The 13,679-nt window shown below is 71.9% G+C and carries 13 protein-coding genes and 1 pseudogene; 3 read left to right on the top strand and 11 right to left on the bottom strand.

All coding sequences use genetic code 11. From position 1 onward, the window contains the following. Positions 1 to 79: 79 nt before the first annotated feature. The 4 genes from alr to ACZ4MF_RS27520 form a co-directional block, all read right to left on the bottom strand. A complete protein-coding gene (gene alr, locus ACZ4MF_RS27535; RefSeq protein WP_376291020.1) occupies positions 80 to 1,243 on the bottom strand; it encodes an alanine racemase in 1,164 nt (387 codons plus the stop codon). A 54-nt stretch (positions 1,244 to 1,297) separates the two neighbouring features. After that, on the bottom strand, positions 1,298 to 2,206 hold the full coding sequence (locus ACZ4MF_RS27530) for a L,D-transpeptidase family protein (RefSeq protein WP_467494574.1): 909 nt from the start codon (positions 2,204 to 2,206) through the stop codon (positions 1,298 to 1,300). A gap of 118 nt (positions 2,207 to 2,324) precedes the next feature. Continuing rightward, positions 2,325 to 3,761, bottom strand: a complete 1,437-nt coding sequence (locus ACZ4MF_RS27525) for an NAD(P)H-hydrate dehydratase (RefSeq protein WP_467494573.1) — start codon at positions 3,759 to 3,761, stop codon at positions 2,325 to 2,327. Between the two features lie 246 nt (positions 3,762 to 4,007). Continuing rightward, positions 4,008 to 4,379, bottom strand: a complete 372-nt coding sequence (locus ACZ4MF_RS27520; protein ID WP_467494572.1) for a holo-ACP synthase — start codon at positions 4,377 to 4,379, stop codon at positions 4,008 to 4,010. A gap of 44 nt (positions 4,380 to 4,423) precedes the next feature. On the opposite strand from ACZ4MF_RS27520, the gene ACZ4MF_RS27515 reads away from it, so the two are divergent. Then, complete coding sequence (locus ACZ4MF_RS27515; protein ID WP_467494571.1) at positions 4,424 to 5,203, top strand: SDR family NAD(P)-dependent oxidoreductase; 780 nt, start codon at positions 4,424 to 4,426, stop codon at positions 5,201 to 5,203. Between the two features lie 4 nt (positions 5,204 to 5,207). Here the strand turns inward: ACZ4MF_RS27515 and glmS are convergent, their stop codons facing one another. Continuing rightward, on the bottom strand, positions 5,208 to 7,055 hold the full coding sequence (gene glmS, locus ACZ4MF_RS27510; RefSeq protein ID WP_356033523.1) for a glutamine--fructose-6-phosphate transaminase (isomerizing): 1,848 nt from the start codon (positions 7,053 to 7,055) through the stop codon (positions 5,208 to 5,210). 167 nt (positions 7,056 to 7,222) lie between these two features. Between glmS and coaA the strand changes: the two genes are divergently transcribed. Next, positions 7,223 to 8,209, top strand: coding sequence for a type I pantothenate kinase (coaA, locus tag ACZ4MF_RS27505; protein ID WP_356033526.1), 987 nt, complete (start codon positions 7,223 to 7,225; stop codon positions 8,207 to 8,209). A gap of 65 nt (positions 8,210 to 8,274) precedes the next feature. On the opposite strand, the gene glmM is transcribed toward coaA, so the two are convergent. The 3 genes from glmM to rplM form a co-directional block, all read right to left on the bottom strand. Then, positions 8,275 to 9,633, bottom strand: a complete 1,359-nt coding sequence (gene glmM / locus ACZ4MF_RS27500) for a phosphoglucosamine mutase (RefSeq protein ID WP_467494570.1) — start codon at positions 9,631 to 9,633, stop codon at positions 8,275 to 8,277. A 173-nt stretch (positions 9,634 to 9,806) separates the two neighbouring features. Beyond that, positions 9,807 to 10,328: a 30S ribosomal protein S9 gene (gene rpsI / locus ACZ4MF_RS27495; protein ID WP_356033531.1), complete on the bottom strand. Its 522-nt coding sequence runs from the start codon at positions 10,326 to 10,328 to the stop codon at positions 9,807 to 9,809. Between the two features lie 42 nt (positions 10,329 to 10,370). After that, entirely contained in the window at positions 10,371 to 10,814 is a 444-nt protein-coding gene (rplM, locus tag ACZ4MF_RS27490) for a 50S ribosomal protein L13 (RefSeq protein ID WP_145879484.1), read from the bottom strand. Positions 10,815 to 11,111: 297 nt separating this feature from the next. Here rplM and ACZ4MF_RS27485 point away from each other — a divergent pair, with 297 nt between their 5' ends. Further along, complete coding sequence (locus ACZ4MF_RS27485) at positions 11,112 to 11,984, top strand: hypothetical protein (protein WP_467494569.1); 873 nt, start codon at positions 11,112 to 11,114, stop codon at positions 11,982 to 11,984. Between the two features lies 1 nt (position 11,985). On the opposite strand, the gene truA is transcribed toward ACZ4MF_RS27485, so the two are convergent. From truA to ACZ4MF_RS27470, 3 genes and pseudogenes are all read right to left on the bottom strand, one after another. Further along, positions 11,986 to 12,840: a tRNA pseudouridine(38-40) synthase TruA gene (gene truA / locus ACZ4MF_RS27480; RefSeq protein ID WP_467494568.1), complete on the bottom strand. Its 855-nt coding sequence runs from the start codon at positions 12,838 to 12,840 to the stop codon at positions 11,986 to 11,988. 91 nt (positions 12,841 to 12,931) lie between these two features. Continuing rightward, positions 12,932 to 13,426 (bottom strand): 50S ribosomal protein L17, encoded by a 495-nt coding sequence (gene rplQ / locus ACZ4MF_RS27475; RefSeq protein ID WP_356033541.1) that lies wholly within the window; start codon positions 13,424 to 13,426, stop codon positions 12,932 to 12,934. Positions 13,427 to 13,511: 85 nt separating this feature from the next. Then, positions 13,512 to 13,679: pseudogene (locus ACZ4MF_RS27470) on the bottom strand (DNA-directed RNA polymerase subunit alpha); the annotation flags it as partial.

The following is a 13,679-nucleotide window of genomic DNA, read 5'->3' as shown; positions in this document are numbered from 1 at the left end:
TATGACCGGTGTTACACGTGATACGGGTCGCGTTCCGCCCGACGGACTACCGGAGTCTTCCCCGTTCCCGGGGAGTCGTTCACATGTCCGCGTTCACATAGACGCGGGGAACGCGGGTTCCGATGCGCGTGACGATCTCGTACGCGATCGTGCCGCAGGCCTGCGCCCAGTCCTCGGCGGTGGGCTCGCCGCGGTCGCCGGGCCCGAACAGCACGGCCTCGCTGCCGACCGCGGGCTCGTCGCCGCCGAGGTCCACCACGAACTGGTCCATGGCGACCCGCCCGGCGATCGTGCGCCACTTGCCGTCGACCAGCACCGGACCGGCGCCGGAGGCGTGCCGCGGGATGCCGTCCGCGTAGCCGACCGGGACCAGGCCGAGGGTCGTCTCGCCGGGTGTGACGTAGTGGTGGCCGTAGCTGACGCCGTGTCCGCCGGGGACGTGCTTGACCAGGGCCAGCGAGGCGCTGAGCGTCATCACCGGGCGCAGTCCGAAGTCGGCCGGCGTGCCCAGTTCGGGGCTCGGCGAGATGCCGTACATGGCGATGCCCGTGCGGACCAGGTCGAAGTGGGTCTCGGGAAGGGTCAGCGCGGCGGGCGAGTTGGCGATGTGCCGCACCTCGGGGCGCACGCCCTGTTCCTCGGCGTACGCCACCATCTCCCGGAAGCGGTCGAGCTGGGCGGCGATGGACGGATGCCCGGGCTCGTCCGCGCAGGCGAAGTGCGACCACAGTCCGGTGACCCGCACCAGTCCCTCGGCCTCGGCGGCGAGGGCCGCGCCGACCAGCTCGGCCCAGTCGGCCCCGGGCGGGCAGCCGTTGCGGCCGAGCCCGGTGTCCGCCTTGAGCTGCACCCGCGCGGGCCGGCCGGCCTCACGGGCCGCCAGGACTGCCTCGCGCAGCGCCCACATCCCGCTCAGGGACACGTCGATGCCGGCCTCGACCGCCTGCCGCCAGGGCCCGCCGGGCACCCACAGCCAGCACAGGATCCGGCCGGGCAGCCCGGCCGCGCGCAGCGCGAGGGCCTCCTCGGGCGTGGCCGTGCCGAGCCAGGTCGCGCCCGCCGCGAGGGCCGCGCGGGCGCACGGCAGCGCCCCGTGGCCGTACCCGTCGGACTTGACGACGGCCATCACGGCGGCGCCCTTCGCCCGGGCGCGCAGGGTCCGCACATTGGCGCGCAGGGCACCCAGATCGATCTCGGCGCGGGCTCGCAGGGGGGCGGTCGGCTCAGCTGCTGTCTCACTCATGGCGCCCCCAGTGTCTCAGAGGACCTCGCGGGCGCGGGTCGCAGTCTCGGCTCCTCAGGTGCCGGGCCTGCGCCCCCACACGTAGACGTGGTCGCCCTTCTTCAGCACACCCCACAGTGTCTTCGCGTCGCCGAGCCTCAGATTGACGCAGCCCCAGGAGCCGACGGTGGTGTAGAGGGTTCCGTAGACGGCGTGGAAGGCCTCGCCGCCGTCGAAGAACTGGGCGTAGGGCATGGGCTGGTGGTAGAGGGTCGACACGTGGTTCTTGTGCCGCCAGTAGACCGTGTGCCAGCCCTTGCGGGTGGCGTGCCCCGCGCGTCCGCTGCGCATCGGGACCGGCCCGAACACCACCCTGGAGCCCCTCTGCACCCACGTGAGCTGCCGGTCCAGGTCGACACAGGCGACGGTGTACGACCGGACCGGGCACTTGCGGTCCGCGTTCGGATCCTTCCGTGCCGAGACGAGCATCATGGTCGCCCAGGTGACGGGCCCGGCGAAGCCGCTCGCGGGCTTGATCTCGTACTTCAGCTGGAAGGCGCGGACGGCCCTGCAGTCGGCGGCGGACTGCTTGCCGTCCACCCTCAGCCCCAGCCAGCGCTCCACCTGCCGCTGGTACGGCCCCGTCTGCTTGCTGCACGACACCCGGGCGACGGCGTCGGAGAGCGGCACGTACTCGATGAGGTCGTACGCTCCGGCCGCCGCCTGCCTGGGCTCGATGCGGTCCTCGCGGGGGGCCGGCACGTACACGTCCGGCGCCAGCACCTGGTCGGGCGTGTCGATCTGTGCGGGCTGGCCGACCGGGGCCACACCGGGGACGAGTTCGGGTTCGGTGCGGGGGGCGGGGGGCGCCGGCCCGGCCACGCGGGCGGGCGCGGCGCCCGCGGAGAGGGTGCCGGCCGGCAGCGCCGTCACGGTGGCGAGCAGCACCGCGACACCCCGGGACGCGATTCGTCTGCTGATCATGCGATCAGCCAAACGTGCGGCCCCGTCGGATCGGCGACGCCGCGCGGAGGGGTCACCCGGGCGGTTGAGGGCCCCGTCCGCGGCACGCCATGCGCGACCCGGCCGTCGCCGGGGCCGCTCAGTACCGCACGTCCCGCCACGCCTCCGGGATCTGCTCGGAGACCTCGTGCGCCCCCGCCGGCGCCCCCTGTGCCGCGAACCGCCCGGCGAGCCCGTGCAGATACGCGGCCGTGCTCCCCGCGTCCAGCGCCCGGAGCCCGGCCGCCAGCAACGACCCGGCGAGCCCCGACAGCACATCGCCGCTGCCCGCCGTGGCCAGCCAGGACGTGCCCGTGGGGTTCACCCGCACCGCGTCGCCCCCGGCGTCGGCGACCAGCGTCGTGGACCCCTTCAGCAGCACGGTCGCCCGGTACACCGCCGCCAGCTCCCGCGCTGCCGCCAGCCGGCGCCCCTCGACCTCCTCGCGCCGCACCCCCAGCAGCGCGGCCGCCTCCCCGGCATGAGGGGTCATCAGCGTCGGCGCCGTACGCCCCCGCACCGTGTCCCGTTCGGCCAGCCGCAGCCCGTCCGCGTCGAGCAGCACCGGCACGTCGGTGCCGAGCACCTCGGCGACGGTCGCCGCGTCCTCACCGGCGCCGGGCCCGGTCACCCAGGCCTGCACGCGGCCCGCCTTCGCCGGACCCCGGTCGGAGACCAGCGTCTCGGGGAAGCGCGCGATGACCGCGTCCCCGGCGGGGCCGACATACCGTACGGCCCCGGCCCCGCCCCGCAGCGCCCCGGACACGGCGAGCACGGCCGCCCCCGGATAGCGCGCGGACCCGGCCGCGATCCCGACGACGCCCCGCCGGTACTTGTCGCTCTCCGCCCCCGGCACCGGCAGCAGCCGCGCCACGTCGGCGTGCTGCAGGGCCTCCAGCTCGCCCTCGCCGGGCAGTTCGAGGCCGATGTCGACGAGCCGTACGACCCCGGCGTACTCCCGTGCCGGGTCGACCAGCAGGCCGGGTTTGTACGTGCCGAAGGTGACGGTCAGATCGGCCCGTACGGCGGCCCCGAGCACCTCCCCGGTACCGGCCTCGACCCCGCTGGGCAGATCCACGGCCACCACGGCGGCCCGGGACAGCTCGGCCGCCTCGGCGAGGGCCGCCGCCTCGGGCCGCAGCCCGCCCTTCCCGCCGATCCCGACGATCCCGTCCACGACCAGATCGGCCCGCTCGACCGACTCCTCGGCCGTGGCGGCGGAGTCGGCCGCCACCGCACCGCCCGCCCGCCGCAGCGCGGCCAGTCCCCCGGCGTGCGCCCGCTCGGGCGAGAGCAGTACGGCCGTGACGCCGGCTCCGCGCCGGGCCAGCCGGGCTCCCGCGTACAGGGCGTCCCCGCCGTTGTCCCCGCTGCCCACGAGCAGCACCACCCGGCTGCCGTACACCCGCCCGAGCAGTTCCGCGCAGGCCGCGGCCAGTCCCGCGGCGGCCCGCTGCATCAGCGCGCCCTCCGGCAGCCGTGCCATGAGGGCCCGTTCGGCCGCCCTTACCGTCTCCACGCTGTACGCAGTACGCATGGCACCGAGTCTGCCCCGCACCCCCCACCCGTCACACCCACCCCGGCCCCGGACCCCGGCCCCCGCCCCCGAACCGACTGCGCGACGACACCTGGACGGCCCCCGGCGCTCACCCCCGGACCGACCGCGCCCGGAACCGACCTCGGGACCGCCCCGCCCCTGACCGACCGCCCGCGGAACACCCACCGGGAACCAGCCGCCCCGGCCCGACCGCGCCCCGGCCGGCGTCGCAGGACCCCCGGCCGCTCAGCCCTCGGCGATCACCACCGCCGAGGCGACACCGGCGTCGTGGCTGAGCGAGACGTGCCAGGACGTGACGCCCAGCTCCGCCGCCCGCGCCGCCACCGTCCCGCGCACCCGCAGCCGGGGCTGACCGCTGTCCTCGACGTACACCTCGACGTCGGTCCACTGGAGCCCGGGCGGCGCGCCCAGGGCCTTGGCCAGTGCCTCCTTGGCCGCGAACCGGGCCGCGAGCGAGGCGATCCCGCGCCGCTCCCCGCCGGGCAGCAGCAGCTCCGTCGCCACGAACAGCCGGTCGGCCATCTGGGGCGTGCGCTCCAGCGACGCCCGGAACCGGTCGATCTCGGCGACGTCGATCCCCACTCCGATGATGCTCATGCCGGGCAGCCTACGATCGCCCGGCGCCGTCTACGCTGCGCACCATGACGTCCCACGCCTATCTCTCCGACCTGTTCGCGCTGGACGACCGCACCGCCCTGGTGACCGGGGGCAGTTCCGGCATCGGCCGGGCCATCGCCGGGGCGCTGGCGCGGGCCGGCGCCCGGGTGGTGGTCGTGGCCCGGGGCAAGGACCAACTCATCGGCACCGTCGACGCGTTGAGGTCGGCAGGGGCTCAGGCGGCCTGGGTCGCGGGCGACTTGGCCACGCGCGCCGGGGTGCGGGCCGTGGCCGAGGAGGCGGCGGAGGTCTTCGGGGAGCCGGACATCCTCGTCAACTCCGCCGGGATCAACCTCAGGCCGCCCCTGGGCGAGCTGGGCGAGGACGTGTGGGACACCACCATGGCCGTGAACCTGGAGGCGCCCTTCCTGCTGGGGCAGCGCTTCGGCCCCGGCATGGCGGAGCGCGGCTTCGGCCGGATCGTCCACGTCACCTCGCAGCAGGCCCACCGCGCCTTCGTGCAGAGCGGTGCCTACGGCGTCTCCAAGGGCGGGCTGGAGTCGCTGTCCCGCTCACAGGCCGAGGCCTGGTCGCCGTACGGCGTCACGGTGAACACGCTGGTGCCGGGCTTCGTGATGACGCCGCTGAACGAGCGGCTCGCCTCCGACCCCGAGAAGTCGGCCGCCCTGGCCGCGCGCACGATGATCGGCCGCAACGGCCTGGCCGAGGACTTCGAAGGCGCGGCCGTCTTCCTCGCGAGCCGCGCCTCCGCCTACGTCACCGGCCAGTCCCTCTTCGTCGACGGCGGCCTCTCGGTGCACTGACCCCCTACTCGACGGTGACCGACTTCGCCAGGTTCCGCGGCTGGTCCACCTCGTTGCCCCGCGCGGTGGCCAGCTCGCAGGCGAAGACCTGCAGCGGCACGGTCGCGACCAGCGGCTGGAGCAGCGTCGGCGTGGCCGGGATGCGGATCAGGTGGTCGGCGTACGGCACGACCGCCTCGTCGCCCTCCTCGGCGATCACGATCGTGCGCGCTCCCCGGGCCCGGATCTCCTGGATGTTGGAGACGATCTTGTCGTGCAGCACCGAGCGGCCGCGCGGGGACGGGACGACCACGACCACCGGCACGTCCTCCTCGATCAGCGCGATCGGACCGTGCTTCAGCTCGCCCGCCGCGAAGCCCTCGGCGTGCATGTAGGCCAGCTCCTTGAGCTTCAGCGCGCCTTCGAGGGCCACCGGGTAGCCCACGTGCCGGCCCAGGAACAGCACCGTGTCCTTCTCCGCCAGCGTCCGGGCCAGGGCCCGTACCGGCTCCATGGTCTCCAGGACCCGCTCGACCTCCTCGGAGATCCGGGAGAGGTCCTTGATCACGGCCTGGATCTCGTCGCCCCACTTGGTGCCGCGCACCTGGCCCAGGTACAGCGCGACCAGGTAGCAGGCCACCAGCTGGGTCAGGAAGCACTTGGTGGAGGCGACGGCGACCTCGGGGCCGGCGTGCGTGTACAGCACCGCGTCCGACTCGCGCGGGATGGTCGAGCCGTTGGTGTTGCAGATGGCCAGCACCTTGGAGCCCTGCTCACGGGCGTGCCGCAGCGCCATGAGGGTGTCCATGGTCTCGCCGGACTGGGAGATGGCGATGACCAGGGAACGGCTGTCCAGGATCGGGTCCCGGTAGCGGAACTCGCTGGCCAGCTCCACCTCGCACGGAATGCGCGTCCAGTGCTCGATGGCGTACTTGGCGATCAGGCCCGCGTGGAAGGCCGTACCGCAGGCGACGATGACGACCTTGTCGATCTCGCGCAGCTCGGACGGCGCGATGCGCACCTCGTCCAGGGTGAGGGAGCCGGACGGGTCGATCCGGCCCAGCAGCGTGTCGGCGACCGCCTTCGGCTGCTCGGCGATCTCCTTGAGCATGAAGTAGTCGTAGCCGCCCTTCTCGGCGGCGGAGGCGTCCCAGTCCACGTGGTAGCTGCGGACCTCGGCCGGGCGGCCGTCGAAACCGGTGACCGTGACGCCGTCGCGGCGCAGCTCCACCACCTGGTCCTGGCCCAGCTCGACCGCGGAGCGGGTGTGGGCGATGAACGCGGCGACGTCGGAGGCCAGGAACGCCTCGCCCTCGCCGACGCCGACCACGAGCGGTGAGTTCCTGCGGGCGCCCACGACCACGTCCGGCTCGTCGGCATGCACCGCGACCAGCGTGAACGCGCCCTCCAGCCGCCGGCACACCAGCCGCATGGCCTCCGCCAGGTCCGCGGTCTGCGAGAACTCCTCGGCGAGCAGATGGGCGACCACCTCGGTGTCCGTCTCGGAGGTCAGCTCATGGCCGCGCTCGGCCAGTTCGGCGCGCAGGACGGCGAAGTTCTCGATGATGCCGTTGTGCACGACGGCGACGCGTCCGGCGTTGTCGAGGTGCGGATGGGCGTTGCCGTCGGTCGGTCCGCCGTGCGTGGCCCAGCGGGTGTGGCCGATGCCCGTCGCGCCGGTCGGCAGCGGCCGCTCGACCAGCTCCTTCTCCAGGTTGACCAGCTTCCCGGCCTTCTTCGCCGCGGCCAGCCCGCCGTCCGCGAGCACGGCGACGCCCGCCGAGTCGTACCCCCGGTACTCCAGCCGCTTCAGTCCGGCCATCACGACATCGAGCGCCGACTGCGCCCCTACGTATCCCACGATTCCGCACATGCGCCGCAGCCTACGACCGCGGAGCGGCCCGAACAGGCCTCCGCCTGCCCGAATTCGGAAATTCCCACCGTCGTACGAAGGCCTCGGGAGGACCTTTTGCGATGCGGTGACCGTATGCGTGACGGAGCCCACCCACCGCCTCGTTCAAACTCCGTTAACAATGGAATGTGATCTCACCGGTCTCCTCGATCCGGAGCGCCCACCGGCACAAGCCGGAGGCGACTCCCTACGTCGACCTCACCCGCGCCGAGTGGAGCGCGCTGCGCGAGAAGACGCCGCTGCCGCTCACCGCCGAGGAGGTGGAGAAGCTGCGCGGCCTGGGCGACGTCATCGACCTCGACGAGGTCCGCGACGTCTACCTCCCGCTCTCCCGGCTCCTCAACCTCTACGTCGGTGCCACGGACGGACTCAGAGGCGCGCTGAACACGTTCCTCGGCGAGCAGGGCTCCCAGTCCGGCACCCCGTTCGTCATAGGCGTCGCCGGCTCCGTGGCCTGCGGCAAGTCCACCGTCTCCCGGCTCCTGCAGGCCCTGCTCTCCCGCTGGCCCGAACACCCGCGGGTCGAGCTGGTCACCACGGACGGCTTCCTCCTGCCCACCCGGGAGCTGGAGGCCCGCGGCCTGATGTCGCGGAAAGGTTTCCCCGAGTCCTACGACCGCCGGGCCCTGACCCGCTTCGTCGCCGACATCAAGGCCGGCAAGGACGAGGTGACGGCCCCCGTCTACTCCCACCTGATCTACGACATCGTCCCCGACCAGCGGCTGACGGTCCGCCGCCCCGACATCCTGATCGTCGAGGGCCTGAACGTCCTCCAGCCCGCCCTGCCCGGCAGCGACGGCCGCACCCGCGTCGGCCTCGCGGACTACTTCGACTTCAGCGTGTACGTCGACGCGAGCGCCGAGGACATCGAGCGCTGGTACCTGAACCGCTTCAGGAAGCTGCGCCAGACGGCGTTCCAGAACCCCAACTCGTACTTCCGCAAGTACACCCAGGTCTCCGAGGAGGAGGCCCTCGACTACGCCCGCACCCTGTGGCGCACGATCAACAAGCCCAACCTGGTCGAGAACATCGCCCCCACCCGCGGCCGGGCCACCCTCGTGGTCCGCAAGGGCCCGGACCACAAGGTGCAGCGGCTGAGGCTGCGGAAGCTGTAGGCGCGCCGAGGGGGCGGAGCCGCGCATCGAGCACAGCCCCGCCCCCTCGAACCCGGAACCGTCGACTAGCCGAGCGCGGACTTCACTGCATCCGCCAACCGCCCGGCCACCGACCGCGCCTGCTCGATGTCCGCGGCCTCGACCATCACACGCACCAGCGGCTCGGTGCCCGACGGACGGAGCAACACCCGCCCGGTCTCGCCGAGTTCGCGCTCCGCCTCGGCGACGGCGGCAGCCAGGTCACCGGACGTCCTCACCCGGGACTTGTCCACGTCGGGCACGTTGACGAGGACCTGCGGCAGCCGCTCCATCACCGAGGCCAGCTCCCGCAGCGACCGCCCGGTCTCCGCGACCCGCGCGGCGAGCAGCAGCCCGGTCAGCGTGCCGTCACCGGTGGTCGCGTGGTCCAGGATGATCACGTGCCCGGACTGCTCGCCGCCGAGGGCGTACCCGTGCTCCTTCATCTCCTCCAGCACGTACCGGTCGCCGACGGCGGTCTGCACGAGCCGGATCCCGGCCCGCTCCATCGCCAGCTTGAAGCCGAGGTTCGACATCACGGTCGCCACCACGGTGTCGGACCGCAGCGCGGAGCGCTCCCGCAGGGCCAGCGCCAGCACGGACAGGATCTGGTCGCCGTCGATCTCCTCGCCGGTGTGGTCCACGGCCAGGCAGCGGTCGGCGTCGCCGTCGTGCGCGATGCCGAAGTCCGCTCCGTGCTCCACGACGGCGGCCTTCAGCTTGTCGAGGTGGGTCGAGCCGCAGCCGTCGTTGATGTTGAGCCCGTCCGGCTGCGCGCCGATCGTGACGATCTCCGCGCCCGCCCGGGAGAACGCCTCCGGCGAGACCCCCGAGGCCGCGCCGTGCGCTTCGTCCAGGACGATCTTCAGGCCGTCGAGCCGGTTCGGCAGCACGGCGAGGAGATGGTCGACGTACTGCTCGAAGCCCTGCTCGTACGCGCGCACGCGGCCCACGCCCGCACCCGTCGGCCGCTCCCAGGGCTCGCCGTGCCGGTGGGACTCGTAGACCGCCTCGATCCTGTTCTCCAGCTCGTCGGCGAGCTTATGGCCGCCGCGGGCGAAGAACTTGATGCCGTTGTCCGGCATGGCGTTGTGGCTGGCGGAGAGCATCACGCCCAGGTCGGCGCCGAGCGCGCCGGTCAGGTGGGCCACGGCGGGCGTCGGCAGCACGCCGACGGTCAGCACGTCCACGCCCGCGCTCGCGAGACCGGCGACCACGGCCGCCTCCAGGAACTCCCCGGACGCGCGCGGGTCCCGCCCGACCACCGCCTTCGGTCGGTGGCCCGCGAAGGTGCCCGCCTCGGCCAGCACGTGCGCCGCGGCGACGGAGAGGCCGAGCGCCATCTCGGCGGTCAGATCCGCGTTGGCGACACCGCGCACGCCGTCCGTACCGAAGAGTCGTCCCACTTGTCCTCCCGAGGAAACTTCCGATCACACAAGCCTTCGAGCGTCTTGTGTCGTTATACGCCCTTGACTGGGATAAACGAACGCCCCGACAGCACATGTGGCGTGCCGCCGGGGCGTTCGGAGTACGTGCGGGCCAGTACGGACCCGTATACGTACGAGCAGGCAGCTGGCGATTAACGCTTGCTGTACTGCGGGGCCTTGCGGGCCTTCTTCAGACCGGCCTTCTTGCGCTCGACCGCACGGTCGTCGCGCTTGAGGAAGCCGGCCTTCTTCAGCGGGCCACGGTTGTTGTCGACGTCGGCCTCGTTCAGCGCACGGGCGACACCGAGACGGAGCGCACCGGCCTGACCGGAGACACCGCCACCCGCGATGCGGGCGATGACGTCGTAACGGCCTTCGAGCTCCAGCACCTTGAAGGGCTCGTTGACTTCCTGCTGGTGCACCTTGTTCGGGAAGTAGTCCTCGAGGGTGCGACCGTTGATCTTCCACTTGCCGGTGCCCGGGACGATCCGGACGCGGGCGATGGCGTTCTTGCGGCGACCCAGGCCGGCGGCCGGCTGGGGCTCACCGAAGCGCGAGGCGAGGGACTCGGAGGTGTACTCACCCTCCAGCGGAACCTCGGACTCGGTGGTGTAGCTGTCGATGTCGACGAGCTCAGTCTCTTCGACCGGCTGCTCAACGGTGGTCTCGGCCACGATTCTCCTCAGATTCTCTTCAGTCTTAGGGGGTGGCCGGACTTACTGCGCGACCTGGGTGATCTCGAACGGCACCGGCTGCTGCGCAGCGTGCGGGTGCACGTCACCCTTGTAGACCTTCAGCTTCGAGAGCATCTGACGGCCCAGCGTGTTCTTCGGGAGCATGCCCTTGACGGCCTTCTCGATGGCCTTCTCGGGGTTCTTGTCGAGCAGCTCGTCGTAACGGACGGAGCGCAGACCACCCGGGTAGCCGGAGTGGCGGTACGCCATCTTCTGGGTCCGCTTGTTGCCGGACAGGTGCACCTTGTCGGCGTTGATGATGATGACGAAGTCACCAGCGTCGACGTGGGGGGCGTAGATCGGCTTGTGCTTGCCCCGGAGGAGGGTCGCTGCGGTGGTGGCGAGACGGCCCAGGACGACGTCCTGAGCGTCGATGACGTGCCACTGGCGCGTCACATCGCCGGGCTTGGGGCTGTACGTACGCACGGTTCGTAGCCTTCGCTTCGAGTGAATGGTCCTGAACAGGTCACCGAAACGATCACGACAGCCTTGACCGCACTGCGGTGACGCAACCGCGTGCTGATCGCTGGTCATCGGCCCGGTGGACCGGTGTAAGGGCCCGTCCCGTGAGAATGAGCAAGCCAATACACAACGAAGAAGCAGGTTACCTGCCAGGGCCCTGCAGGGTCAAAACGACCCTGATTCCCACCCTGCCGGCGGACAAACGTGGCATGCCGCCGCACGCGCTCCGCGGGCCCGGGGAGCACGTCTAAGATGCGCCCCATGAGTTACGGGCAGGGGGGACCCCAGTCTCAGTGGGATCCCTGGAAACCGAATTCCCAGCAGCCCTGGGCAAGCGGCGGTGACGACGGGACCCCGGACTGGGCGGCACTCGCCGAGGCGTCCGAGACCCGCACCAAGCGCCGCAAGCTGCTGTTCGTCGGCGGCGGCGCGGTGGCCACGATCGCCGTCGGCACCGCCGTGGCGATGGCCGTGGTGTCCGCGAACGGCAAGAACAGCGCCTCGGGCAACCCGACCAACCTGCCCGCCAGCGCCTCGGCGAGCGGGTCGGTCACACCCTCCTTCGCGCCGACCAGCGCCCCGCCGCCGCTGGACCCGAAGGAGTTCATAGCCAGCGCCGCGAAGGACAAGGCCCCGATCAGCGCCGACAGCCTCTTCCCCGGCACCCAGCTGACCACGGGAAACAGCGTCTACAAGAAGGGCGCCACGGCCGACACCACGAGCTGCGCCTCCGCCGCCGGCGGCAAGCTGCCGCAGATCCTCACCGCCAACGGCTGCACCCGGCTGATCCGCGTGACCTACGTCAAGGACGGCATCGCGGCCACCGTCGGCGTCGCGCTCTTCGACACCCAGGCCGAGGCCACGAAGGTCAAGGCCCAGGCCGCCAAGGACGCCATGGTGCGCTCCCTGCCCGGCAAGGGCGTCAAGGACTTCTGCAACGCCGCGGTCTGCCTGACCACCGCGAACTCCGTCGGCCGCTACGCCTACTTCACGACGGTCGGCTTCACCGACGGCAAGAACGTCACCAACAAGGACTCCAAGGTCTTCAACACCGGCAACGACCTCCAGGAGTTCACCTTCAACCAGATCTACCGCCGCGGCCAGGCCCAGGCATCCGCGGCGACGAACGGTTAGGTCAGCAGCACCCCGCCGACGGGAGCGAGCGCTTGTTGCGGGCTTCCCTGCTGCGTGCGGCCAGCAGCTCGTCGGCGGGGTAGCCGACCTCCTCCAGCGTCAGCCCGTGCGGTCGTACGACGTGCACGGCCGAGTCCCGCACCCCCGCGGCCAGCACCTTCCCGGGCCACTCCGGCCCGCGGTGCCCGTCCCCCACGAAGAGCAGCGCGCCGATCAGCGAACGCACCATGTTGTGGCAGAAGGCGTCGGCGCGCACGGTGGCGGTGATGATCCCGTCGGACCCGCGCACGAGGCTCAGCTCCTGCAGGGTCCGGATCGTCGTGGCCCCCTCCCGCTTCTTGCAGTAGGCGGCGAAGTCGTGCTCGCCGAGCAGCTGCCGGGCCGCCTCGTTCATGGCGTCCACGTCGAGCGGCCAGTCGTGCCAGAGCACATGGCCGCGCAGCAGGGGGTCCACACCCCCGGGGTTGTCGGTCACCCGGTACGCATAGCGCCGCCAGACCGCCGAGAACCGCGCGTTGAAGCCCGCCGGAGCCGGCCTGAGCGCCCACACCCGCACGTCCTTCGGCAGCCGCCCGGCGAGCCGCTTGAGGAGCTTCTCGTGATGCTCCCGCCAGACCCCCTCGGGCAGGTCCACGTGCGCCACCTGGCCCCGCGCGTGCACCCCGGCGTCGGTGCGTCCGGCGACGGTCAGCTCGTACGTCTCCGGGGACCGGGTGACGGTCCGCAGCGCGTCCTCGATCTCCCCCTGCACGGTCCGCCTGCCGCCGGCCTGCTTGGCCCAGCCGTGGAAGTCGGTCCCGTCATAGGACAGATCGAGGCGGACACGGACGCAACCGGGCTGTACTTCGTCACTCACGGGGAAATCCTCTCAAGCTCCGGCTCCTCTCCGGTACGCGAAAGCGGGCCCGCCCCGAAGGGCGGACCCGCTTCCCGCGTCAGGCAGAGCCTCAGGCGTCCTTCGACTCCTCGGCAGCGGCCTCCTCGGCCGGCGCCTCGGTGGTCTCGGCAGCCTTGGCCTCCTCGGCCTCCTTGACCGCACGCTTGGTGGCGGCCTCGGCCTCGCCGGTCGCCTGCTGGGCGACCGTCAGCGCCTCGACCAGCTCGATGACGGCCATGGGCGCGTTGTCGCCACGGCGGTTACCGATCTTGGTGATGCGGGTGTAGCCACCGGGACGGTTCTCGTACCGCGGGCCGATCTCGGTGAAGAGCGTGTGGACGACGCTCTTGTCCGTGATGACCTGGAGCACCTGACGGCGGTTGTGAAGGTCGCCCTTCTTCGCCTTGGTGACCAGACGCTCGGCGTACGGGCGCAGGCGGCGGGCCTTCGCCTCGGTGGTGGTGATACGGCCGTGCTCGAAGAGGCTCTTCGCCAGGTTCGCGAGGAGCAGCTTCTCGTGCGCGGCGCTGCCGCCCAGACGGGCACCCTTGGTGGGCTTCGGCATTTTTCTTCTCCTGTGTGTCTGCCCCGGCCGTGTCAGGTACCGGGGTCAGGAACCCGATGAGCGGATGCTCACCGGCAACGACCGATCAGTACTGCTCGGTCTCCACGAAACCCGCGTCCGCGTCGTCGTCGGCGCCGAAGGCATCGGCAGCGGCCGTGGGGTCGAATCCGGGCGGGCTGTCCTTGAGGGCCAGGCCCATGCCGGCCAGCTTCGCCTTGACCTCGTCGATCGACTTCGCACCGAAGTTGCGGAT

This window comes from Streptomyces sp. NPDC025793 (assembly GCF_055558375.1).
Note: the sequence above shows the minus strand (reverse complement) of the source record. Positions and strands in the feature narration are given on the sequence as shown.